Below are 23,432 nucleotides of genomic sequence, written 5' to 3' on the forward strand. Positions count from 1 at the left end.
CACGCGCAGTTGCGCTTCAAGGAGACTCGAATGACCGAACGGCAGTTGTTGGCCTATTCGCCGGCGCCCGCGGCGCAGCCGGCGTCGCCCCAGGGCGAGTCGCCGCCGATCGTCGACCTGCCGCGGTCGATGCGCGCAACCGGACCGGCTATCAGGACTTCATCGGCCGCGCGCCGCTGGATCTCGTCCACGTCGTCCGGACTTCCGCGTTACTCGACAGGCCGGTGTAACAACGCGACGTGTTCTCGGCAAGCGCGGCCGGCGCCATCGCGCAGGACGTCTCGCTGTACTGCGCGGCGGCCGGCCTCGGCACGGTCGTGCGCGGCTGGATCAATCACCGCATGCTCGCCGACGCGCCGCGGCTGAACGAGGACGAGTTGCCGAGCCTCGCGCGGACGGTCGGCTGTCGGATCGGCAGCACGCCGTCGCATGCGTGGGTGCAAATACGGCGGCTTCAATGAAACGGCGCGCGGACCGCGCCGCGCGCCGGATCCTCACGATGGGCGATGCGTGCCGGCATCGCCCGCCGTCCGATCAGCTGATCGTGAGCTTCTTCTGCCCGACCGGTGCCTTCTTCGGCAACGTCAGCGACAGCACGCCATCCTGATACGTCGCCGTCGCGCTCGCGTCGTCGATGTCGCCCGCCAGCGAGAACGAGCGGCTGATCGCACCGCTGTAGCGCTCGCGCCGGATCACGCGCTCGCCATCCTTCAGCTCGGTGTTGCGCTCGATCTTCGCGTTGATCGATACGGTATTGCCCGTGATCTGGACGTCGATGTCATCCTTGGCGACGCCGGGCAGTTCCGCGTTGACCGTATACGCCTTGTCGTTTTCCGTGACGTCGATCTTCATCGACGCAAGATCGGGTTCGTCTGCCAGTGCCATCCCGCGCAGCGGCCTGAACAGCCCCTGGAACAGCTCGGAAACGGGTTCGATCGAAAACGGATCGTAACGCGTCATGTTGCTCATGGTTCGTACTCCTTCAACTGTTGACCTGCGGCCGTCGCCTTCGTCCCGACGGCATCGGCTGCAATGAAGATCGGATGGCGCGACGCCGCAGGCCGCGCAAGGGACGAGTGGTCTTTTGAAATCCAGCGTACCCGCTCGCCCAGGCACGCGCTTGATGCGCGTCAAAGGCGGAGGCACGATTACGTGCAGAACCGGAAGTAACCGCTGTGAAGCAGGACCGGCCGCCCGCCGATTTCCTCGAGCAGGCAGCGCGCCGCACGTTCGATGGCGGGACGATGACGCGCAAAGGCGTCGACGAGATCCTGCTCGCGAGGCGACGCCGCGCGGAAGTGATCTTCCAGCGCTTCCGCGGTGATCGCGCAGCGCACGCGGCGGCCTTCGACGAGCGCCGGAAAGCTCAGCGTGGGATCGAGGCCGCAATACGTCGGATGTTCGGAAGGAAACGAGATCTGCATGATGATCACCTGGGCAGGTGGCGCGGCAGCTAGGCCGCCGCGACGGTGGCGTGCGCGGCGTCCTCGCCGCGCACGAGCAGGACCGGGCGGCTCGTTGTGCGGAGGAAGCGTTCGGCGACACTGCCGAGCACCAGCCGCCGGACACCGCGTCGACCGTGCGTGCCGAGCACGGCCAGGTCGATCGAATGGTCGACGGCGTATTGCTGCAGGCGCTCCGCGACGTCCTGGCCGAAATCGGTCTCGATGATTTCCGTCTCGCCGTTGACTGCCGCGCGCGAGATCGTCCGGCCGGCATCCCGCAGTATCGTCGCGCCATGCTGCCGGATCGCGTCGAGCAAGGCTTCGGGCTCCATGCGGCCGCCGTAGGCGAACAGGGTCGATTTATCGACGACGAAGACGGCGAACAGCCGGGCACCGCATACCCTGGCCATCCTGAGACCCTCGTCGAGCGCCTGTTGCGCGGAAGGACTGCCGTCCGTTGCGACCATGATATTCGTGTACATGCGAGCCTCGCTGAAGGAACGGACGTGTTTGCGGCGTCCGGATTCGTTTCCATCATCGGCACTCGCCGCAAGCCCGCGTTGACCGAGGTCAACGGTTTGGAACCGCATCGAAATCGGCGCGCGACCACACGGGCGGCCAGCGCCGCATGCCGGCCGAAGCCGTCTGCCGTGAGCCGTGAGCCGGGCAACCGAGACGTGAGAGGCCGCATTGTCGAGGTGCGGCGGCACTTGCCGCTAACGGGGCGGGTTCTCGTACGACTGGAAACCGTTCTCCATGTCGAGGATTTTCCTGGCGCACGCATCGTATTGCCACCCCGGGCCGCCATTGCTGTCGTACATGCCCCTGCACATCGCCTTGAGCCGGATCACGGCGCCACCGTCGCCCGATGCCGTGCGCGATGCCCAGAGATAGACTTCTCCCGCCAGATACGGTTGCGCCGTTTCGATCAGGTCGGCGCTCGCTCGCGTGATTCGGGTTGACGAACGGGCTTCGACGTAGCGCCGCGTGCGACTCCACGCACGATCGCATTCCGGCGGCGTCGAACACTGCAGCGATGCAGCCTGACGCATCGCAAGCAGTTGCGTTTCCGTCGTCCTGAATGTCCCGGCCCGCTCTGCTCCGGCACATGCGCCCAACGCGAGCAGCACACCGACCATCAACGCCCGTCGTTTCATCGTGAATGCCTCGTCAGGCCGTGAGTTCCGCCCGCAATCGAGCGACGTGACCGCGCCCGACGTCAATCCCGCCAGGTTGCGGCGCGCAGGCTGCATGCCGCACGCTGTCACGCTGTCACGCGTTAACGGGTGCTGGAACCGACTGTATTGCCGCTTGCGCGAGCGCGGTTGACCTGCGTCAAGCGTCCTCCTGCGCGGCAGGCTTGACTCGTATCAAGTCGGTACGCGGGCTGCTCGGCTGCAATAGAGTCCGTAGAGTCGGTGATCCCTGGCTTGCCACACCGATCCGGCTGCATCGAGCGAACGAGATCGCGCCGTTCTCGTTCGAACCCAACCCGCGGGGTGCGGCAACGAGGACGCGCGCCCCGTCTCACGGATCCGTTCATCATGTCCCGAAAGCCTCACGTACCGTTCGCACCGGCCGCGGAAATGCGCGACGAAAGGCGATGCAGTTCGATCGCGCCGATCGCGCATTGAGCCGGCCCGTCACGTATCCGCACCCCGCGGGCTGCATCGAGCGGATCGAAACCCATCTGTCCGTCGTCTATCTGGCCGGGCGCTACGCGTACAAGCGCATCAAGCCGGTGCGCTTCGCGTTCGTCGATCTCGTGCCGCCTGCGCAGCGGCGCCGCTGCGCGCTGGCGGAGTGCACGCTCAATCGACCGTTCGCCGGCCCGCTGTACCTGGGCGTCTGGCCGCTCGTCGCACGCGGCCGGCGATGCGCGTTCGATGCGCCGGTGCGGACCGGCGGGCGCCGGCATCGTCAGCAGACGGTACCGGGCGAGTACGTGGTGCGCATGCGCCGGTTCGACGCGCGTGCCATGTTGTCGGTTCGCAGCGCGTCACACGACGAAGGGCGGGCGGATGCGGACGCCCTCGCCGATACGCTGGCCCGCCATCATCTGCATGCGCCGCGCCGTGCACCGCGCGGCCATCCCGGCAGCGCGGCGAGCGTCGCGGCCCAGTGCCGGTCATTGCTCGACACGCTCGACGTCACCGTGCCGGACGAAGCCGCGCTGCGCGCCTGGTACGACGCCGAGTTGACCCGTATCGCACCGCTGCTTGCCGATCGGCATGCACGCGGTTTCGTGCGCGCGTGCCACGGCGATCTGCACCTCGACAACATCGTCCGCTGGCGCAACCGGATCCTGATGTTCGACTGTATCGAATTCGACGACGCGCTGCGCTGGATCGACGTGGCGAGCGATCTTGCGTTCGCGCTGATGGATTTCTCCGCCCATGGACGCGAGGATTGCGCCCACCGCCTCCTTTCCGGATGGCTGGCACGCACAGGCGACCATGCGGCACTGGGCGTGCTGCCGTGCTACTTCGTCTATCGGGCGCTGGTTCGCGCGCTGACCGCGCGACTGCGCGGTGACGAAGCGGCGCGCGCCCGCTATCTGCGCATTGCGTCGGCCATGGCCGATGCACGACGCGACGCGCACCCGCTGCTGCTCCTGTGTCACGGGGTGTCCGGCTCGGGCAAATCGCTGGCCAGCCGCGCACTGGCCGAGCGGCTCGGTGCGATCCGGCTGTCCAGCGATGTCGAGCGCAAGCGTTGTGCCGGTGTACCCGGGGACGTCCACCTGCCGCCCGGCGCCTATTCGGACGCGGCGATCGACCGGATCTACGAAAGACTGCTTTCGGAGGCCCGCGTAGTCCTCGACAGCGGCTACACGGCGATCGTCGACGCGACGTTCCTGCGCGAACGCAACCGCACGGCGTTCCTCTCGCTCGGCGCACGTTTCGGCGTGCCCGTCGCGATTCTCGATTTCGCCGCGAGTCAGGCGACGCTCGCCGCGCGTGTCGCCGCCCGGGCGGCACGCGGACGCGATGCCTCCGATGCCTCCGATGCCGATGCCGCCGTGCTGGCCCGACAGATCGAGCATGCCGACCCGCTGACCGAACCGGAGACGGCCATCGCGATTCGTTTCGACACCGATTGCGATGCCGCGGCGTACGGAAGCCATGCGTTCTGGACGCCGTTGCTCGCCGCGCTGCGTATGTAAGCCGGTGACGCGGGCCCCACGGGCAAGCGGCCCGGCCGCCTGCGCCGGGCGCCACGCCCGCGACGTCATGCGCGGAAACGCTGCTCGTCGATTTGCTGCAGCTTGCCGACTTCCGCGACGCCGGCGAGCAGCCCCGTGCGATGCCCGAGGATATCGTCGAGCGTCACGATGCCGACGAGGCGGCCTGCGTCGTCGACGACCGGCAGCCTCCGAATGCCCGACCGGCGCACCGGCGTCCCGGGCAGGCTTGACGCACGTCAACGTACCGCTCGCAAGCGCGGCCGACGACGAATGGGCGGCCGGGCTCGACCGGAATGGGCCTGGCCGCGGCCGTCCATGATTTGCCGCAATGGCCCTGCCCGGGTCACGGCCAAGTTGACGGTATGTCGTGACGTTCGATTCCGGCCGCGCCGCATCGCACCGATACGCGCGCCTGCGTCGGCTCACTCGGCGGGATATGCGTTCGCGAGCGCCTCGACGAACGCGTCGAGACGATCCGGCGCGAGCCGGTTGATGCCGGCCGCCCCTTCCCGGCCGCCGCCTTCCGGAAATGCGCGGCACAGACGATCGGCGCCGTACGGCGCGGCGACCGGCGCGCGAACGCTGACGGTGTAACCGCCCGCCGCCGACAACGTCAGCACCGCATGAGCACGTGCCGCGTCCCCGCGCGCGAGCCGGTTGGCAAAAACGCCGCGCACGCGGCGCGCCCAGCGCGCGTCGGGAAGGATATAGACATCCGCCGCGGGCAGCGCGATGGTCGCGCGCTGCCGCTCCGCCCGCGCGATATCGCGTCGCCGGTTGGCGTCGAGCCGCCGCGCGAGCGGCGACCCCGCGAAATCGAGCGGGTTCGCATACTGCCGCAGCACCGCATACACGGCCAGCGGCGCCATGAAGAGGTCGTCGGGCGAATCGCCGTATCCGTTGTAGTTGACGGATTCACCAAGCACCTGCAGACGGCGGGCATCGGCATCCGTCAGGCCGCAGGCGGCGGCGAGCCGGCCGGCCACGCCGACGAGATTGTCGCCATATGCGCCGACCACCGCCCAGCGCCGCTGCCGGCCCGCCAGGTACCGATCGACGATGACGCTCGTACAGGTGTCCGGCGCAGTATCGATATGCGCGCGAAGATGCGGATGAGCGGGTACGGCGCCCGGCATGTGGTGATCGAAATAATCGACGTCGACCCCGCGCGCCAGCAGTGCATCGAGCGCCGCGCGGTTCGCGTCGAGCGAAACGTCCAGGACGGTGACGGTGTCGCCGCGGGCGGCCGGCACGCGCGCGAGCAACGCGATGTCGCGCTTGGGCCCCGTCACGAGCACCGACTCGGCCGGCAGCGCGAGCCGGAGCTGCTGAAGCGCGCAGATGCCGTCCGCATCGCCGTTGAACACGTCAAAGCGCGTCATGATCCGTCGGCCGCCAGGCGGCGGTTCGCACGCACCGCCTCGCAACAGAAGCGGTGGCGCGCGGCCGGCGTCCGGAAATCGAGTTGCGGCGCGCGCACGGGTTTCCTGGGCTTCCACGCGTGCCGGTCCGTCAGGCATACCCGGGACATGTGCGTCTCCACGGCCTCGGCCGATCGCGTGCCGTCCGGGATACGGGTATCGTTCATGCCGCTTGCTGCCCCGCGTGCCCGCCCCCCTGCGCGGCGAGTGCCGCCAGCGCCGGAGAAATCACCGGCTGCACCGGCATGACGGGCGCCAGCGCATGCATGGGATCGGGCAGCGTGGACAGTTCCCGCAATGCGTGAATGCGGCTCTCGCCGAGCGTAGGCGCCGCGAGTCGCACGCCGGCGACCATGGCGGGACGCAACAGCGGCGTTCCGTCGATGCGCTCGCCGGCGAGACCGACGCAGTCGGCGGCGATTCGCCCATCCGGGGCGTACTGCCGGAACACCTGCTTGCGGCCGGGCAGCGTCGCCTTGCCCTCCGAGCGCTTGCAGCGCGCCCGGCCCGCATACTCGACGAGCTTGTACGCGCAGTCGAGGCACGGTGCGTCCGCCGATGTGCTCATCTGCGTGCCGATTCCGAAACCGTCGATGGGGGCGTGCTGGCGAACGAGCGCCTGCAGCCGGATTTCGTCGAGATTGCCGCTCGCGAAGATCGTCGCATCGGTCAGGCCGCCGCGGTCGAGAATCGCGCGAACGTTGCACGCGTGCGCGGCCAGATCGCCGCTGTCGATCCGGACGCCCTTGATGCACACGTTGTCGGGTGCGAGCCGCCGCGCAAGCTCGACGACCTCGTGCGCCGCGTGCTCGGTATCGTACGTGTCGATCAGCAGCAACGCGTTATCCGGCTGCGATCGCGCGAAGTGCTCGAACGCGAGCGCTTCGTCGTCGTGGGCCTGGACGTATGAATGCGCCATCGTGCCGTACACCGGAATGCCGTAGCGCAATCCGGCGCGCAGGGTCGCCGTACCGGAAAATCCCGCCAGGTAGCTGGCACGCGCGGACAGCATCGCCGCCTCCGCGCCATGGGCGCGCCGCAGTCCGAAGTCGACCAGCAACCTGCCATGCGCGACGAGCGTGGCCCGCGCGGCCTTGCTTGCGACCAGCGTGGCGTAGTGGAGCAGGTTCATCACGCGGCTCTCGACGAACTGTGCCTCGCGAAACGGCGCCGTGATCCGCAGGATCGGTTCGTCGGCGAAAAACACCGTGCCTTCCGGCATCGCGTCGACGCCACCTGTAAAGTGGAAGCCGGCGAGCGATGCAAGGAAATCCGCGCGAAAGCGCCCGGTTGCGGCCAGTCGTTCAAGCGCGGCGGCAGTGAAGCGCAAGCCCTCCAGATAATCGAGCACGGGTTCCAGTCCCGCCGCCATCAGGAATGCGCGCTGCTCCGGCAGCGCCCGCACGAAGAACTCGAAGCTGGCCGCTTCGTTCATTCCGGCATCGAACGCGGCCTGCATCATCGTCAGCTCATACAAATCCGTCAGCAGTACGTCGTCGACGTCCGCATCCGGCCAGGATCCGTTCATCATGTGCCCTCCCGCGCCGCCTGCGCGCGATCGTGCGGCCGGTGCCCGGCCGCTCCGATGCGGACAAGCGTCGCTCCGTCATTGCGGCGCCGGGTCCGGGGTCGATGGAACCGCGGTCCAGACGCCATTGCACGACGCGACATACGGATAGTATCCGCGCGGATCGTTGCAGTAGTACCGGACGCGTGCCGGCGCTAGCCGCTCGGGCGTGATCAGCTGCGCTGCTTCTCCTCGAAATACGCCTGGCGGGCCGCCACGAGGCGCAACTCGTCGAGCAGCGCCGCGGCCGCGCGCAGCAGATCGTCGAGCGAGACAATGCCGACCAGCTCACCGTCGCCGCCGACGACCGGCAACCGGCGGACACCGTGCTGGCGCATCCGCTTCGCGAGCAGCCAGATGTCGTCGTCGGCGTTCGCGATCGCGACGGGCGCCGACATGATGTCGCCGACGAACAGCGAGTCGGCCTCCTCGTCAGCGCGGACCACGGTGAGCACGATGTCCCGATCGGTGACCATCCCGACCGGCACGCATCGCCCTTCCTGCTCTTGCACGACGACCAGATCGCCGGCGTGGGCGTCGCGCATCATTTTGGCCGCCTCGACGACGGTTGCCCCCGTCGTACACGTGGCGACATCGCGGGTACACAGCATCGCGGCATTCATGTTCATTCTCCCGTCCGGGGCGCGGCGGAACGTCGATCGACGTCCGTCGCCGCCCGAACCTTCACGCAACGGAACCGTCCGCGCCGATGCGCACCGCATCGATCGACGGCTCCCCCTCGGGTTCCTGCCCGCCCCCCTTCGTCAGCGCGCTGTCGCTTTTCATGGCTGTCGGCTCCTGTCCGCATCCGATAAAAACAACGGTAGGCGCGGCTTCGCTGCACTGAATTGATGCAGGTCAGCGCGACGTGCCGATCGATGTCGCCGCCGTGATCGTGCGACACGCAGTCGTGAAGTCGACGTTGCGACCCTGCCTGGTTCGGTCATGTCTCCGGCATGCAGCGTCAGCGCCGCGCGACAGTGGCGCTCCGACCCGCATCATGCGGGGCGACACCCGCGGCGAATTCCCGGTGTGCCGCATCGATGTCCGGAAGGCCGGATTCACTCATGATCGATTAGATGTGCAATTCCTTTCGATTGCAATCGCCCGGTCGGGTCGAAGTCCGATCATATTTTCGGGCCAGAGCGGTATGCCGCCGCGTCCTTGTCGTCCGTCGGCCGTTCCCGCTGTTGCCCGATGCGCGACACCGGCATACCGCGCTGCCACCGCGCGAAGCGCATAGCGCATCGGCGTCGCGCCGCACAGCACCCCGTTGCGTAAAAGCATCGTCGCGCCCGTGACCCGCGCGCATCCATCGAACGATTCCATCGATCGATATGACCGCGCCCGCCGGTCGTCGCGCGTCGACGTTCGCCAACCGCGCGATACGTCCGCGCCAGCAGGCACCGCGGACGCGATGACGCCGCACACGCCGGCCGCGCGGCAGCCCGCATTGCAATTCGGTGACGCATCGATTTGCAAACCACGGATCGGCCGTTCATCGCGCGGCCCGGACTCAATAGCATCGTGATCCTCGCAGACGTACCCATAAGAAACAGAGGATATTCATGATCAAGCAATCGGTAGTCCTGGGTTTGGTTTCGATCGGTTCCATCGGCGCGCATGCGCAGAGTTCCGTCACGCTGTATGGCGTCGTCGACGCCGGCTTCGCCTATACGAACAACCAGGGCGGCGCGAGCAACCTCCAGCAGACGAGCGGCAAGCTGAGCGGCAGCCGCTGGGGCCTGAAAGGCAGCGAGGATCTCGGCGGCGGCCTGCAGGCCGTGTTCACGCTCGAAAGCGGGTTCCGGCCCAGCGACGGCGGACTCGGCCAGGGCGGCCGCCTGTTCGGCCGCTCCGCATACGTGGGCCTGAGCAAGGCCGACTTCGGCACGCTGACGTTCGGCCGCCAGTACGAGCCGATCACCGATCTCGTCGCGCAGTACTCGGGGTCCGGCTTCTGGTCGCCGGCGACCCATGTCGGCGACAACGACAACATGAACCAGAGCTTCCGGATCAACAACGCGGTGAAGTTCCGCAGCGCGACGATCGCCGGCTTCACGGCCGACGTGTTGTACGCGTTCAGCAACCAGGCGAACGGCGGCGCGGGCACCGGCTTCTCGAACAACAGCGCGTGGGGCGTGTCGGCGAACTACGTGAACGGCCCGCTGTCGGCGGGCGCCGGCTACGTGCGGCTCAATCATCCGAACGCGACGTCGAACACGAGCGGCGCGGTGGGCGGCGCGACCACGACGACCGGCAACGACTACAGCGGCGCGTTCTTCTACGGGCTGAACGGCGGCGTGCGCAAACAGCAGATCGGCGTCGCGGGCGCGAACTACTCGCTCGGCCGCGCAACGCTCGGCTTCGCATGGAGTCACACGCAGCTCGACTACGTCGACGGCTCGTCGCGCAAGTTCAACAACTACGACGTGAACGGGCGCTACCAGATCACGCCGGCGGCGACGCTGATCGGCGTCTACACGTTCACCGACGGGCGGGCGAGCGGCTTGCCGGGCACCGGCGGCCAGACGCTGAAGCCGCGCTGGCACCAGTTCACGCTCGGGTTCGACTATGCGTTGTCGAAACGCACCGACATCTACCTGTCCGGCATCTACCAGCTTGCGGCAGGCGATCCGAGCACGGCGACCTCGGGCGGCTATCGCAGGATCGCGGCGATCTCGAACATCGGCAGCGCATCGTCGACGAATCGTCAGGTCGCGCTCGTCAGCGGGCTGCGCGTGAAGTTCTGAGCGCGCGCGACGGGCGCGGCGCGATAAGCAAAGCGGGAATCGTTGTTTGTCGCATCGCGCCCGGTTGCCGAGAATGTCCGTTTTTCCGCATGCTGCCGCGCCCGCGCGCGGCATGGCTTCGATCATGACCGACTCCCTTTCCCGTCCACGCCGCGCCGGACGTCGCGCGGCACTGCGCCAGCTCGCCGGCGGCTGGGCCGCCGCGATGCTGCCGGCAGGCGGCGCGCTCGCAAGCCAGCCGCTTGTCCCGCTTGCGCCGCTGGACGTGCCGCCGTGGACACGCACGCCAGGCGCCCCCTTGCTGTCGCCGCCGTATGGTGTGCCTGGCGCGCACGAACGCGACGTGATCCGTCGCAGCGCGCGCACGCCGGCGCTGCCCGGGTCCGGCTCGTCGATGACGCCGCTCGCCGACCTGTTCGGCGACATCACGCCGAACGGCCTCGTCTACGAGCGCCATCATGCGGGCGTGCCCGATATCGATGCGCAGCGCCATCGCGTCGTCGTGCACGGCCTCGTGCGTGAACCGCGCAGCTTCACGCTCGACGACCTGCTGCGCTTTCCGTCCGAATCGCGGATCCACTTCCTCGAATGCTCGGGCAATACGGGCAGCGAATGGAACGGCCCGAGCGGGCTGCCCGTCCAGTTCACGCACGGGCTGCTGTCGTGCTGCGAATGGACCGGCGTACGGCTGTCGACGCTGCTCGACGAAACGGGCATCGACCCGGCCGCGCAATGGCTGCTCGCGGAAGGCGCGGACGGCGCGGCGATGACGCGCAGCCTGCCGCTCGAGCGGATTCTCGAGCGCGCGCTCGTCGTCTATGCGCAGAACGGCGAGCGGCTGCGTCCCGAGAACGGCTACCCGGTGCGGCTGATCGTGCCGGGCTTCGAAGGCAACACGAACATCAAGTGGCTGCGGCGGCTGAAGCTGGTGCGCGCGCCGGAGATGACGCGCGAGGAAACGTCGAAATACACGAGCCTGCTGCCGGACGGCTGCGCGCGACAGTTCGTGTTCGAGATGGACGCGAAATCGGTGATCACGCGCCCGTCCGCCGGCCACCGGCTCGGCGCGCACGGCTATTACCCGATCAGCGGCTATGCGTGGTCGGGGCGCGGCCGGATTCGCGCGGTCGACGTGTCGACCGACGGCGGCCGTACCTGGCGCGCCGCGCGGCTCGCGGGCGACGTGCGCGATCGCGCGCTGACGCGCTTCGAGGCCGACTGGGTCTGGAACGGCGAGCCGGCCGACCTGCAAAGCCGCGCGACCGACGACACGGGCTACGTGCAGCCGGCCCGCGACGCGCTCGTCGCCGCGCGCGGCGTCAATTCGCAATACCACTACAACGGCATCCAGAACTGGCGCGTCGGCGCGGACGGCGAGGTGCGCAATGCATAAGACGATTGCGCGTCGGCTCGCGTCGTTCGCGATTGCGTCGGGATCGATCGGCATGATCGGCGCGATCGCGTTGCCCGCGTTCGGCGCAGGCTTCGGTCTCGGTCAGCCGGTCGACCGCGCGGCGCTTGCCGCATGGGACATCGACATCGCGCCCGACGGCAGCGGCCTGCCGCCCGGCGTTGGCACGGTGGCGCGCGGTGCGCAAGTCTTCGCGGACAAGTGTGCGATGTGTCATGGCGCCGGCGGCCAGGGCGGCGTCGGCGATCCGCTCGTCGGCGGCATCGGCTCGCTTGCCGGCGCGAAACCGAAAAAGACCGTCGGCAGCTACTGGCCGTATGCGACGACGCTGTTCGATTACATCCGCCGCGCGATGCCGTACAACGCGCCGCAATCGCTGGGCGCGGACGAAGTCTATGCGGTCACCGCGTACGTCCTGCACCTGAACGGCATCGTGCCCGACGACGCGACACTCGATGCGCGCACGCTGCCGCGGGTAAGGATGCCGAACCGTGGCGGCTTCGTGTCCGACCCGCGGCCGGGACGACTGTGACGCTGCGCGAGTCGCTTGCCGGCAGACCGGAAATCGCCGTTCCGCGACCGCCGGCGCGGCGTGCCGGATTTTTTCGATCGGCGCCCGCGCGCCGCGCAGGGAGCCCATCTTGACCGACACAGCCTCGTCAGCCCGGGTCGACGCACCGCTCACGCCCTCGCCGTTCGTCGACGTCCGTTCTCCGGCAGATTTCCCCGACAGCCCGGTGTCGCGCGTGCTCGCGCAGCCGTTGATGCTCGGGCTGTTCCTGCCGATCCAGGCCGGCGGCTGGAGCGCATCGACGCTGCCGCGCTCGACCGACTGGACCTTCGACTACAACGCCGACCTGGTCGCGCGCGCCGAAGCGCTCGGCTTCGATCTCGTGTTCGCGCTGTCGCAGTGGTTGCCGAAAGGCGGCTACGGCGGCGTGTTCGATGGCCAGGCGCTCGACTCGTTCATGACGCTCGCGGCGCTCACCGCGCGCACCGACCGGATCCTCCTCGTCGCGACGAGCCACGTGCTCTACGGGCCGTGGCATCCGCTGCATTTCGCGAAGTTCACGGCGACGCTCGATCACATCTCGCGCGGACGCTGGGGCATCAACGTCGTGACCGGCCACCGCGCGATCGAACACGAGATGTTCGGCTGGAACCGGATCGAGCACGACCGGCGCTACGAGATGGCCGCGGAATTCGTCGACGCGGTCGGCCAGTTGTGGGCACAACCGGAGAACTTCAGCTACGCGCCCGCGCTGTCGAGCTGGCGGCTCTCCGGCGCGTTCGTCACGCCGAAGCCGCGCTACGGGCGCCCGCTGCTGATCAACGCGACGGGCTCCGACGCAGGTATCGATTTCGCGGCCCGCTATTCGGACATCGTATTCGTCACGAGCCCGGCCGGCCCGGACGTCGATCTCGCGCTGGACGCGCTGCCCGCGCATACGGCCCGCGTGAAGGCGGCGGCGGCCGCGCGCGTGCGTGCGATTCGCACGCTGCTCAACCCGCTCGTGATCTGCCGCGAGACGGCGGCCGAGGCGCGTGCGTACCGCGATGCGATCGTCGCGCACGCGGACGAAGGCAGCTTCCATCGCTTCGACAGCGACGCGCACGCGTGGCGAGGCGGCTTCGGGCAGCGATCGCAGGCGGCCGCGCGCGCGATCGGCGGCAACATCTCGATCACGGGCTCGCCCGAGGAGGTCGTCGACTATATCGTGAGGTTGCATCGCGCGGGTATCGACGGCATCCAGCTGAGTTTCTACGACTTCAAACCGGATCTCGACTTCTTCGGCGCGCGCGTGCTGCCGCTGCTGCGCGACGCCGGCCTGCGGCGCTGAATTCAGTCGGCTGGGGCAGCTGAGGCAACCGGGACGGCCGAGGCACCGGGCGCGGCGAACGTGCGCCGCGCGGGCCGCCGCAAGCCGAGATGATCGCGCAGCGTGCGGCCGTTATAGTCGCTGCGAAACAGCCCGCGACGACGCAATTCGGGCAGCACGAGCGCGATGAAATCGTCGAGGCCGCCGGGCAAGGTCGGCGCCATCACGTTGTAGCCGTCCGCGCCGTAACGCACGAACCGTTCCTCGAGCGCGTCGACGATCTGCTCCGGCGTGCCGACGAGTTGCCAGTGGCCGCGCGCCCCCGCGATCCGCAGGTAAAGCGCGCGTATCGTCAGGTTCTCGCGGCGCGCGAGCTCGAGCGTCAACGTCTGCCGGCTCTTGCTCGCATTGGTTTCCGGCAGGGGCGGGATCGGGCCGTCGAGCGGATAGGCGGACAGATCGACGCCGCCCGTCAGGCCCGACACGAGCGCGAGCCCGACCTTCGGGTCGATCAGCGCCTGCAGCGCGTCGAACTTCTCCTTGGCCTCGCTTTCGGTGCGACCGACCACCGGAAAGACGCCCGGCATGATCTTCAGCGAGTCGGGGTCGCGGCCGAACGCGGCGAGCTGCCCCTTCACGTCCGCGTAGAACGCGACCGCGTCGTCGAGCGTCTGCTGCGCGGTGAAGATCACCTCGGCCGTGCGCGCGGCGAGCCGCGTGCCGGCCGCCGACGAGCCGGCCTGCACGACGACCGGGTGCCCCTGCGGCGCACGCGCGACATTCAGCGGCCCGCGCACCTGGAAGAAGCGGCCGCGATGATCGAGCACGTGGCGCTTGTCCGGGTCGAAGAAGCGGCCGCTTGCGCGGTCGCGCACGAACGCATCGTCGTCCCAGCTGTCCCACAGTCCGCGCACGACGTCGGCGAATTCCTCCGCGCGCGCATAGCGTTCGCCATGATCGAAATGCGCGTCGCGATTGAAATTGCGCGCTTCGTGCGCGCTCGACGACGTGACGAGGTTCCACCCCGCCCGGCCGCCGCTGATGTGATCGAGCGACGCGAACTTGCGCGCGACATGGAACGGCTCGTTGAAGCTCGTCGACGCGGTGCCGACGAGGCCGATGCGTTCGGTGACGGCCGCGAGCGCCGACAACAGCGTCAGCGGCTCGAACTGCGCGACGTAACTGTGCGCGGTGCGGCTCAGGAATTCGACGTCGTCGCCGCGCGTGCCGACGCCGTCCGCGAGGAACACGAGATCGAACTTCGCCGCCTCCGCCGCCTGCGCGAGCCGCACGTAGTGGCGAAAGTCGACGCCGGCGTCCGCCTGTGACCCGGGGTGGCGCCATGCGGCGATGTGATGGCCGGTCGGGTACAGGAACGCGCCGAGGTGCAGATGGCCGGTGCGGGTCGTCATCAGGGGGATTCCCGGAAAGTGGGCTGCGGGCGCAGCGGGATCAGAACACGCGTCCTTCGGTCAGGTGCGTGGTCACGCCGTTCAGGTCGTAGTCGCCGATCACCCGCGCCTTGTGCAGCAGCGGGTTGTGGCTGAAGATCGTGCGCAGGTTGCGCCAGTGCCGGTCGAGGTTGTGCACGCGCGCGGTCGCCGACGCGCCGCCCACTTCGAACAGCCGTTCGGCCGCGTACAGCGCGAGCTTGCCGACGATCAGCTGTGTGCGCGCGGTCGCGAGCGCGCTGTCGAGCACGCGGTCGTGCGCGTCCGCATCGCCGGCTTCGATCGCATCCGCGGAGCGGTCCAGTGCACGCGCGTTGTCGCGCACGAGCGCATCGATCGCGTGGCTGTGCGCGGACAGCTCGCCGACGATCTGCTGGATGAAATGATCGTCGCGCGCGCTCGCCGCCGGGCTGTGCAGCACCGGCCGGCCGTGGGCCAACACGTAGCGGCGCGCGTCGGCCACCACGTTGCGCACGATGCCCGCGCCGGTCGCGACCAGATGAAGCTGCCGCAGCGCGCCGCAATGCCGACCGACGAGCGTCGAGCCGTCGCGCGCCGCGACTTCGTCCGCGAACACCTGCACGTCGTGCAGCAACAGGCTGCCGCTCGCGGTCATGCGCTGGCCCATGCCGTCCCAGTCGTCGAGCACCTGCACGCCGTCGCGCGCAACCGGGATGATCACCGCGAGCGCGTCGCCCTGCTCGTTCTCCACGTTGATGCGCGCGAAATCGGCAAACGCGGTGCCCGTCGAATAGTACTTGCGGCCCGTCACGCGATGGTGCTCGCCGTCGCGGCGCAGCACGGTCGTGTTCTCGCCCGGCCGCGACGTGCCGCGCTCGGTCGATGCGCCGCCGAAGATCGCGCCGGCCAGCGCGCGGTCGAGCTGCACGTCGTTGAACGGCGTGCGCGGCGACAGTCGCAGCGTCTCGGTCAGGTCGTAGTGGATGCGCAGCGCGTGCGCGAGATTCGAATCGGCGGCCGCGAGCGTCGCGATCGTGTCGAACAGGTCGACCAGCGTGCCGCCGAGGCCGCCGCGTTCGGCCGGAATCCGCAGCACGCCGAGCGCGGAGCGGCGAAACAGCGCGAAACCCTCGAACGGCAGTTCGCGACGCGCCTCGCGTTGCGCGGCATCGCGCCCGATCGCAGTCGCGAGTTCGGGCAGTGCGGCGAGCGCGGCACGCAATGCATCGCGCGCTTCGGCGCCATGACGGGCATTCATTCGGCGGTTCCTCATCCAGGAAAAGCGATGGCCTCGCGCACGATTGCGCGAGCCGTCGCCGCAGCCCGCAGGCAGCACCGAAAAGTATAGGGACGCATCCGGCGCGCGTGAAAAACCGATTTCAGCTTTGGTTATGCGTGCGCCGGGAATGCGCACGCACTTGCATCGATCCGGTCAGTGCTGGATGCCCCAGCGGCGCACCGTCACGCGTTCGAGCGCATCGAACACGAGGTGCTCGACGAGCAGCCCGATCACGATGACGGCCGCGAGCCCCGCGAACACGCGGTCGGTATACAGCTCGTTGCGGTTCTGGAAGATGTACCAGCCGAGCCCGCCCTGCCCCGCGCTCGCGCCGAACACGAGTTCCGCCGCGATCAGCGTGCGCCACGCGAATGCCCAGCCGACGCGCAGCCCCGACAGGATCGACGGCAGCGCGGCCGGCACGAGGATCAGCGCGATCTGCCGCAGGCCCGTGAGGCCGTAGTTGCGCCCGGCCATCTTCAGCGTGGCCGGCACGCCGGCGAAACCCGTGTACATGCTGAGCGCGAGCGGCCACAGCACCGCGTGCACGAGCACGAACAGCAGGCTGCCGGTGCCGAGCCCGAACCACAGCAGCGCGATCGGCAGCAACGCGATCGACGGCAGCGGATTGAACATCGACGTGAGCATCGTCAGCACGTCGCGGCCGATGCGCGTCGACACCGCGAGCGAGGTCAGCACGAACGCGAACAGCACGCCGAGCGCATAGCCGCGCAGCAGCACCGACATCGAGATGCGCGTCTTCACCAGCAGTTCGCCCGACGCGATGCCCTGCACGAACGCGGCCAGCGTCGCGCCGAAGGTTGGCACGAGCAGATCGTTCGCGACGATGCGCGCGATGATTTCCCAGGCGGCGATCAGCACGAGCGCGATGACGGCGCGGCGAAACCCGCTCGCACCGACGATGCGGCGCCACAGCGGCGCGGGTGCCGCACGTTCGGCGCCGGGCGGCGTGTCGAGCGTGCGGACGTACTCGGCCCGAACGGGCGGCAGCGGCGGCAGGACCGGATCGATCGTGCTCATGATGCGGTGGCCTTCGTGGCCGGTGCGGCATGCGCTTCGTTCACTGCGTCGGTATCGAACAGCAGATGATGAATGCGCGCGACGCTGTCGCGGAAGCCGCCGCTGCCGACGCTGTCGAGCGACTGGTCGTGGCTGTTGAGCTCCGCACGCACGCGGCCCGGATGCGGCGACAGCAGCAGGATCCGGTTGCCGACCACGAGCGCCTCCTCGATCGAATGCGTGACGAACAGCAGCGTGAAGCGGAACTCGTCCCACAGGCGCAGCAGTTCCTCCTGCATCTTGCGGCGCGTGAGCGCGTCGAGCGCGGCGAACGGTTCGTCCATCAGCAGCACGCGCGGCTGCATCGCCAGCGCACGCGCGATTGCGACGCGCTGCTTCATCCCGCCGGACAGCGTATGCGGATACGCATCGGCGAACGCGCCGAGCCCGACCTTGTCGAGATAGTGCAGCGCGCGCTCGCGTGCTTCGGCGCGCGACAGCTTCGCGGCCGCGCGCAACGGGAACGCGACATTCTCGACCACCGTCTTCCACGGCGGCAACTGGTCGAACTCCTGGAACACGACGATGCGGTCGGGGCCCGGCCCGTGCACGGGTCGGCCGTCGAGCGCGATCGAACCCGACACGGGCTCGATGAAGCCCGCAATTGCCTTCAGCAGCGTGGACTTGCCGCACCCCGACGGGCCGAGCAGCACGAACCGGTCGCTGCCGTACACGTCGAAGCTGACCTGATGGGTCGCCCGGACGATCCGCGCGCCGGTCCGGTATTCGAGGCTCACACGGTCGATCGCCAGCAGGCGCTCGCTGTGCGCGCCGGCCGGTGCGGCCTGCGGCGCGGGCGTCGGCGTGAGCCCGCTCGCGGCGCGTGCGTCGGTGACGGGTTGGGCGGCCGGCGCAGCGGCACCGCGCGCCGCATACGGCGGCAGCCCGATTCGGGGAGAAGTGGCGTTCACGATCGAAACTCTTGCGGGTAAAGCGTCAACATACGGCGGCGCGGCGCGCGCCCCAACCAACGATTGCGCATATCGAAACCGCGTCGACGCATAAGCGTCGATCGCGACGTCGCGGCGGCGCCGCTCAACTGCCGCCGGCCGTCGCCGGATCGTCGAAGAAGTAGTCGCGCCACGACTTCGGCTCGTTGCGGATCGCGCCGGTGCGATACATGAACTGCGCGAGCTTCAGGGTGTTCTCCGGGGCCGTCTTGAATTGCACCTGCGGATTGCGCAGGATCTTCAGCAGCAACGCGCGATCGATCTTCGAACCGTTCACGCGGATATAGGTGTCGGCCGCGCGCTCGGGATCGGCCGCGATCTGGCGCGCGGCGTCGGCGAGCGCGGCGACGAACGCGCGGTACGTCTTCGGGTTGTCGTCGCGGAATTTCCCGGTCGCGTACAGCACCGTCGCGGAGCTCGGGCCGCCGAGCACGTCGTAGGAATTCAGCACGATGTGCGCGTTCGGATTGCCCGCGAGCTCCTGCTCCTGGAACGGCGGATTGCCGAAGTGGCCGGTAATCACGTTGCTGTTCGCGAGGATCGCGGCCGTCGCATCGGGGTGTGGGATCGCCTGCGTGAGCGGATCGAGCTTGTCGAACTGCTTGTCGCCCCACTGCTTTGCGGCCGCGTACTGCAGCACGCGCGACTGCACCGACACGCCGACGGCCGGCACCGCGATGCGGTCCTTCGCGCCCAGGTCGGCGATCGTCTTCACGTTCGGGTTGCTGCTGACGAGGTAGTACGGAAAATTGCCGAGCGACGCGACGCCCTTCACGTTCTGCCGGCCGCGCGTGCGATCCCACACGGTCAAGAGCGGCCCGACGCCCGCGCCGGCGATATCGACCGCGCCCGACAGCAGCGCGTCGTTGACGGCCGCGCCGCCCGACAGCCGCACCCAGTCGACCTTGATGTCGAGGCCGGCCTTGCGCCCTTCCTTCTCGATCAATTGCTGGTCGCGCGCGACGTTCAGCATCAGGTAGACGACGCCGAACTGCTCGGCAATGCGGATGCTGCCTTCCGCGTGCGCGGCTTGCGGCGTGCCGGCAGCGGCGAATGCGAGCGCGGCGGTGAGCGTGGCGGCCAGCGCGCGGCGCGCGGACAGGGTCGTGCGGCGCAATGCCGGCGAAAGCGGAAACGACATCGGAACTCCAGTCAGGATGGGGGGCAGCGGAACGAACACGCGCGACGCTCAGAACGGCGCGTCACCTTCGATCGTCGTGCGGTACAGCTTGCGGCGCAGATGGTCGGGCGTGCCGGCCGCGAGATGCATCAGCGAGCGGTTGTCCCAGAACACGAGGTCGTGCGCGCGCCAGTGGTGCCGATACAGATGCTCGGCACGCACGCTGTGCGCGAACAGTTCGTCGAGCAGCGCGCGGCTTTCGTCTTCGGGCAGATCGACGATGCGCGTCGTGAAATGCTCGCTGATGAACAGCGCCTTGCGGCCCGTTTCCGGATGCGTGCGCACGACCGGATGCACCACCGCTTCGACCTGCGCGATCTGCTCGGCGGACAGGTTCGGCCGCCACGGGCTGCGCGCCTGCAGCTCCGCATAGCGCGCGAGATACGTATGCTCGGCGCGCAACCCTTCGACCGCGCGACGCAGGTGCGCGGGCAGCGTGTCCCACGCGAGATGCATGTTCGCGAACAGCGTGTCGCCGCCCTCGGCCGGCAGCTCCTGCGCGTGCAGCAGCGAGCCGAGGCTCGGCTTTTCCTTGTACGACAGGTCGGAATGCCAGAAATGGCCGGCGTCGCCGAGCCCGATCGGCTTGCCGTTCTCGACGATGTTCGACACGATCAGCACGTCCGGATGCGCGGCCAGCGCGAACTGGTGCAGCACATGGATCTGCAGCGGGCCGAAGCGGCGGCTGAACGCGACGTGTTCGTCCGGCGTGATGCGCTGGTCGCGAAACACCAGCACGTGATGGTCGAGATGCGCGCGGTGGACGCGCGCGAAATCGGCGGCGCCGAGCGGTTGCGACAGGTCGATCCCGACGACTTCGGCGCCGAGCGGCGCATCGAACGGAACGATGTCGAACCGCTGCGCGCCGGCGTCTGGCGCGAACGCGGGCGGGTGGCCGGCGGACGTCGATGCGGTGCGGATGGCGGGAGTCGTCACGATACAGCCCTTGATTCGGTAAAAGTGCGAATCTACGAGCGCGCGCCGGACGGCGTCAACGAAGCGATTCCGATACGTTTATCTGCTGCGGCGATAAGGATCGCTGCTCGGGCGGCGGGGCTTGCCCGGTCCGGCGCGGGTTGTCCGGCACGATCTTGCGCGCCTCGTTGCTGCAGAATTTACAAGCGCGGCATCACCCGGCACCGCCCGCGCGGGCCGAGGCCGTGCCGCAAGGCCGCCGGGCCTCGTCACGCGCGCGGTACGCCGTTTGCTTCCGTCGGCCCGGATAGGGCGGCGCCACGAAATTGCCGGCCGCCAGCGGCATCTCGTGGTCGTGAGCGATGAAAACTGACTCTCCCCTGCTGGAATCGGCACCGATGCGGGCCGATCACTTCGTCCAGTTCTACGAGTCCGACGAGCAGCTCGTGTCGGAAGTCGCCTCGTTCGCGGCCGATGCGCTGCGCGACGGCGGCAGCGCGATCGTGATCGCTCGACCCGACCGGCTCGCGGCGATACACGAACGCCTGGGCACGTTCGGCGCGTCGATCGGCGGCGCGGCCCGCGACCGGATCTTCATGTCCGGCGCGCAGGCGCTGCTCGACAGCTTCATGGACGGCGACCTGCCCGACCCCGTGCGCTTTCGCCGCTCGATCGGCACGATCGTCGACGCAGCGATCCGCGCGGGCCGGCCCGTGCACGCGTTCGACGAAATGGTCGCGCTGCTGTGCGCGCAGTACCGGTATGCCGGGGCGCTGCGGCTGGAAGCGCTGTGGAACGAGCTGATCGAGCGATACCGCTTCTCGCTTTACTGCGGCTATCCGCACGATGCGTTTCCGAGCGCGGAGCAGTCGGAAATGTTCCGGCACGTGTGCGCGCTGCACCGCCGCATCCTGCCGGCTGCGTCGCTGCGCAACGACGAAAACGAGCTGCACCTGACGCTGGCGCTGTCGCAGCAGCGCTCGCGCGCGCTGAGCGACGAGATCCGCCGCCGCGAGGACGCCGAACAGCAACGCAACGGCGTCCTGATGCACGCGCCGTTGCCGATCGCGCTGCTGTCGGGCCCGGCGCACCGGATCGTGCTGGCGAATCACCGCTTCTCCGCCCTGTGCGGCCGGACCGACATCGTCGACCAGCCGCTGACGGCGGTGCTGCCCGGCGGCGATACGCCCGCGATCGTGCGTGCGCTCGACGCAGTCCGCGCGCAGGGTCGTTCGACGACGATCGGCGAACACCACGACCGTCCCGAACCGGAGGACGGCGCCCGCGTGTACCGGCTGCATTTCAATCCGCAGCCGCTTGCGGAGGGAATCGGCGTGATCGTCAGTGCGGTCGAGGTGACCGAGCACGTCGCCGCGCGCGAGAAGCTCGTCGCCGCGAACGCCGAGCGCGACCGGCTGCTGGGCGAACTGCGCGACGCGAACCAGGCGAAGGATCAGTTTCTCGCGGTGCTCGGCCACGAACTGCGCAATCCGCTGACGCCGATCTCGCTCGCGCTGGAACTGATCCGCAACCGCGACGGCCAGGCGACGCCGAACGAGATCGCGATCATCCAGCGGCAGCTCGACCACATGGTCCGGCTGATCGACGACCTGCTCGACGTGTCGCGCATCACGCGCGGCAAGATCACGCTGAAGAAGGAAACCGTCAGGCTCGCGGACATCGTCGAGCGAGCGGTCGAAGTCGCCAGCCCGCTGCTCGAACAGCGCCGCCATCGCCTGCATCTCGACACCGATCCGGACGCGCTCTGCCACGGCGACCCGGTGCGGCTGTCGCAGGTCGTCGCGAACCTGCTGACCAACGCGGCGAAATACACGCTGCCGGGCGGCGACATCACCGTGCGCGCGACGCACGGCACGGACGGTACCGCGACCATCGAGGTCTGCGACAACGGCGCCGGCATTCCGCCCGACCGCCTCGACAGCATCTTCGAGCCGTTCTACCGGCTCGACGGCGAAGCGAAGCAGGCGCATGGCGGCCTCGGCATCGGCCTCGCGCTCGTGCGCAGCCTCGTGAACCTGCACGGCGGCACGGTCCGCGCGGACAGCGCCGGCCCCGGCTGCGGCAGCACGTTTACGATCGTGCTGCCCGAGTACCGGCCCAAAGCCGTGGCGGTGGTCGCGCCGCAGCCTCCCCCGGGCATCCGCGCCATGGCGCCGGGCAGCATCGGCCGGCGGGTGATGCTGGTCGACGACAACGAGGATGCCGCGTCGACGCTCGCGCAGTGGCTGCGCGACGCCGGCCACGAGGTCGCCGTCGTGCACGACCCGGTGACCGCGCTGGCCGCGTACCGGGCGTACCGTCCCGACGTCGCGATCCTCGATATCGGGCTGCCGGTGATGGACGGCTACGAGTTGCTGCGCCGGCTGAAGGCGATCAACGAAGTCACGCCGTGCATCTTCCTCGCGCTGACCGGTTATGGCCGAAACGCGGATCGCGAACGCTGTCTCGCCACCGGGTTTCTGCAGCATTTCGTGAAGCCGGTCGACCCGGCCGCGCTGCATCTCGCGATGAGCCGGCCCGGGACGACCGGCGATGCGCATGATGGCACCGGTGCGGAGGCCGGACGCTGAACGCGGCACGAGGAACGGGGCACGCAGCCGGTCGACGATCGAGCGGCTGTGTGCGGCTCAGTTCTCCGGTGAACAGCGGACCGACGTCAGTCCGGCCGACTCCAGGATCCGGATAAGTTGGGGCAGCATCACATCGGCGTCGGCCGGTTCGCGCCACGGCACGAACAGTTCCTCCTCACGCAACGCACGCGCGGCCGTTTCGCGAAAACGCGCGTCCGGCACGCCAAGCCCGCGGCGCGCAGCCGGGTCGTCAGGCGGTCGTGCGCCGTCGAGCCCGGTTCGTATTCGACCGTGACCCGCGCGGTCCTGGCGCTGCGCACGCGCTGCTCGACCAACCGCAGCGGCCACACGATCAGGAGTCCAAGCACGAGCCCGAGCGCGATCCTGACGAGGACCGCATTCCACTCAAGTACGACCGGCA

The 23,432-nt window shown here is 68.9% G+C and carries 21 protein-coding genes and 3 pseudogenes; 7 read left to right on the forward strand and 17 right to left on the reverse strand.

Annotated features, from left to right (window positions below; translation table 11 throughout):
- Window positions 1–53 precede the first annotated feature (53 nt).
- Window positions 54–191: a hypothetical protein gene (locus DIE22_RS39320; protein ID WP_409410195.1), complete on the reverse strand. Its 138-nt coding sequence runs from the start codon at window positions 189–191 to the stop codon at window positions 54–56.
- Between DIE22_RS39320 and DIE22_RS16550 the strand changes: the two are divergent.
- Window positions 123–461, forward strand: a pseudogene (locus DIE22_RS16550) (nitroreductase family protein); the annotation flags it as partial. The gene DIE22_RS39320 and the pseudogene DIE22_RS16550 overlap by 69 nt on opposite strands.
- A 73-nt stretch (window positions 462–534) precedes the next feature.
- On the opposite strand, the gene DIE22_RS16555 reads toward DIE22_RS16550, so the two are convergent.
- The 4 genes from DIE22_RS16555 to DIE22_RS16570 all read right to left on the reverse strand — a co-directional run bounded on the left by DIE22_RS16555 (window position 535) and on the right by DIE22_RS16570 (window position 2,602).
- Complete coding sequence (locus DIE22_RS16555) at window positions 535–969, reverse strand: Hsp20/alpha crystallin family protein (protein WP_124605558.1); 435 nt, start codon at window positions 967–969, stop codon at window positions 535–537.
- A gap of 179 nt (window positions 970–1,148) precedes the next feature.
- Window positions 1,149–1,424 carry a DUF1488 domain-containing protein gene (locus DIE22_RS16560; RefSeq protein WP_124605559.1) on the reverse strand — a complete coding sequence of 92 codons (276 nt, stop codon included), beginning with the start codon at window positions 1,422–1,424 and terminating at the stop codon, window positions 1,149–1,151.
- Window positions 1,425–1,453: 29 nt separating this feature from the next.
- Window positions 1,454–1,927, reverse strand: a complete 474-nt coding sequence (locus DIE22_RS16565) for a universal stress protein (RefSeq protein ID WP_124497648.1) — start codon at window positions 1,925–1,927, stop codon at window positions 1,454–1,456.
- A gap of 234 nt (window positions 1,928–2,161) precedes the next feature.
- Window positions 2,162–2,602, reverse strand: coding sequence for a hypothetical protein (locus tag DIE22_RS16570; RefSeq protein WP_124497769.1), 441 nt, complete (start codon window positions 2,600–2,602; stop codon window positions 2,162–2,164).
- A gap of 387 nt (window positions 2,603–2,989) precedes the next feature.
- On the opposite strand from DIE22_RS16570, the pseudogene DIE22_RS16575 reads away from it, so the two are divergent.
- A pseudogene (locus tag DIE22_RS16575) lies at window positions 2,990–4,611 on the forward strand (AAA family ATPase).
- 65 nt (window positions 4,612–4,676) lie between these two features.
- Here DIE22_RS16575 and DIE22_RS16580 read toward each other — a convergent pair.
- The 5 genes from DIE22_RS16580 to DIE22_RS16600 all read right to left on the reverse strand — a co-directional run bounded on the left by DIE22_RS16580 (window position 4,677) and on the right by DIE22_RS16600 (window position 8,243).
- Window positions 4,677–4,841: a CBS domain-containing protein gene (locus tag DIE22_RS16580; protein WP_260426689.1), complete on the reverse strand. Its 165-nt coding sequence runs from the start codon at window positions 4,839–4,841 to the stop codon at window positions 4,677–4,679.
- Between the two features lie 213 nt (window positions 4,842–5,054).
- Window positions 5,055–6,014, reverse strand: a complete 960-nt coding sequence (locus DIE22_RS16585; RefSeq protein ID WP_124497650.1) for an acetyltransferase — start codon at window positions 6,012–6,014, stop codon at window positions 5,055–5,057.
- Window positions 6,011–6,163 (reverse strand): hypothetical protein, encoded by a 153-nt coding sequence (locus DIE22_RS16590; protein ID WP_185640632.1) that lies wholly within the window; start codon window positions 6,161–6,163, stop codon window positions 6,011–6,013. Before DIE22_RS16590 ends, DIE22_RS16585 begins: the two co-directional genes overlap by 4 nt.
- A gap of 53 nt (window positions 6,164–6,216) precedes the next feature.
- Window positions 6,217–7,581, reverse strand: coding sequence for a nicotinate phosphoribosyltransferase (locus tag DIE22_RS16595; protein WP_124497770.1), 1,365 nt, complete (start codon window positions 7,579–7,581; stop codon window positions 6,217–6,219).
- A 212-nt stretch (window positions 7,582–7,793) separates the two neighbouring features.
- Complete coding sequence (locus tag DIE22_RS16600; RefSeq protein WP_124497651.1) at window positions 7,794–8,243, reverse strand: CBS domain-containing protein; 450 nt, start codon at window positions 8,241–8,243, stop codon at window positions 7,794–7,796.
- A gap of 945 nt (window positions 8,244–9,188) precedes the next feature.
- Here DIE22_RS16600 and DIE22_RS16610 point away from each other — a divergent pair.
- The 4 genes from DIE22_RS16610 to DIE22_RS16625 all read left to right on the forward strand — a co-directional run bounded on the left by DIE22_RS16610 (window position 9,189) and on the right by DIE22_RS16625 (window position 13,625).
- Window positions 9,189–10,373 carry a porin gene (locus DIE22_RS16610; protein ID WP_124497653.1) on the forward strand — a complete coding sequence of 395 codons (1,185 nt, stop codon included), beginning with the start codon at window positions 9,189–9,191 and terminating at the stop codon, window positions 10,371–10,373.
- Between the two features lie 124 nt (window positions 10,374–10,497).
- Window positions 10,498–11,766 carry a sulfite dehydrogenase gene (gene soxC / locus DIE22_RS16615; protein WP_185640629.1) on the forward strand — a complete coding sequence of 423 codons (1,269 nt, stop codon included), beginning with the start codon at window positions 10,498–10,500 and terminating at the stop codon, window positions 11,764–11,766.
- On the forward strand, window positions 11,759–12,316 hold the full coding sequence (locus tag DIE22_RS16620; protein ID WP_124605561.1) for a c-type cytochrome: 558 nt from the start codon (window positions 11,759–11,761) through the stop codon (window positions 12,314–12,316). The genes soxC and DIE22_RS16620 overlap by 8 nt, the downstream gene beginning before the upstream one ends.
- Window positions 12,317–12,425: 109 nt before the next feature.
- Window positions 12,426–13,625, forward strand: a complete 1,200-nt coding sequence (locus DIE22_RS16625) for an LLM class flavin-dependent oxidoreductase (RefSeq protein ID WP_124605562.1) — start codon at window positions 12,426–12,428, stop codon at window positions 13,623–13,625.
- Window positions 13,626–13,627: 2 nt separating this feature from the next.
- On the opposite strand, the gene DIE22_RS16630 is transcribed toward DIE22_RS16625, so the two are convergent.
- From DIE22_RS16630 to DIE22_RS16655, 6 genes are all read right to left on the reverse strand, one after another.
- Entirely contained in the window at window positions 13,628–15,016 is a 1,389-nt protein-coding gene (locus DIE22_RS16630; RefSeq protein WP_124605563.1) for an LLM class flavin-dependent oxidoreductase, read from the reverse strand.
- A gap of 40 nt (window positions 15,017–15,056) precedes the next feature.
- Window positions 15,057–16,274 carry an acyl-CoA dehydrogenase family protein gene (locus tag DIE22_RS16635; RefSeq protein WP_124497658.1) on the reverse strand — a complete coding sequence of 406 codons (1,218 nt, stop codon included), beginning with the start codon at window positions 16,272–16,274 and terminating at the stop codon, window positions 15,057–15,059.
- Between the two features lie 174 nt (window positions 16,275–16,448).
- On the reverse strand, window positions 16,449–17,336 hold the full coding sequence (locus DIE22_RS16640; protein ID WP_124605564.1) for an ABC transporter permease: 888 nt from the start codon (window positions 17,334–17,336) through the stop codon (window positions 16,449–16,451).
- A complete protein-coding gene (locus DIE22_RS16645; RefSeq protein WP_260426690.1) occupies window positions 17,333–18,286 on the reverse strand; it encodes an ABC transporter ATP-binding protein in 954 nt (317 codons plus the stop codon). Before DIE22_RS16645 ends, DIE22_RS16640 begins: the two co-directional genes overlap by 4 nt.
- A gap of 124 nt (window positions 18,287–18,410) precedes the next feature.
- Window positions 18,411–19,466 (reverse strand): ABC transporter substrate-binding protein, encoded by a 1,056-nt coding sequence (locus DIE22_RS16650; RefSeq protein ID WP_124605566.1) that lies wholly within the window; start codon window positions 19,464–19,466, stop codon window positions 18,411–18,413.
- 48 nt (window positions 19,467–19,514) lie between these two features.
- Window positions 19,515–20,441 carry a TauD/TfdA family dioxygenase gene (locus DIE22_RS16655; protein WP_124605567.1) on the reverse strand — a complete coding sequence of 309 codons (927 nt, stop codon included), beginning with the start codon at window positions 20,439–20,441 and terminating at the stop codon, window positions 19,515–19,517.
- Between the two features lie 377 nt (window positions 20,442–20,818).
- On the opposite strand from DIE22_RS16655, the gene DIE22_RS16660 reads away from it, so the two are divergent.
- A complete protein-coding gene (locus tag DIE22_RS16660; protein WP_124605568.1) occupies window positions 20,819–23,011 on the forward strand; it encodes an ATP-binding protein in 2,193 nt (730 codons plus the stop codon).
- A gap of 57 nt (window positions 23,012–23,068) precedes the next feature.
- Here DIE22_RS16660 and DIE22_RS16665 read toward each other — a convergent pair.
- A pseudogene (locus DIE22_RS16665) lies at window positions 23,069–23,391 on the reverse strand (MgtC/SapB family protein); the annotation flags it as partial.
- Between the last annotated feature and the right edge of the window lie 41 nt (window positions 23,392–23,432).

Origin of the sequence: Burkholderia sp. Bp9142 (assembly GCF_003853415.1) — a bacterium.
GTDB lineage: Bacteria > Pseudomonadota > Gammaproteobacteria > Burkholderiales > Burkholderiaceae > Burkholderia.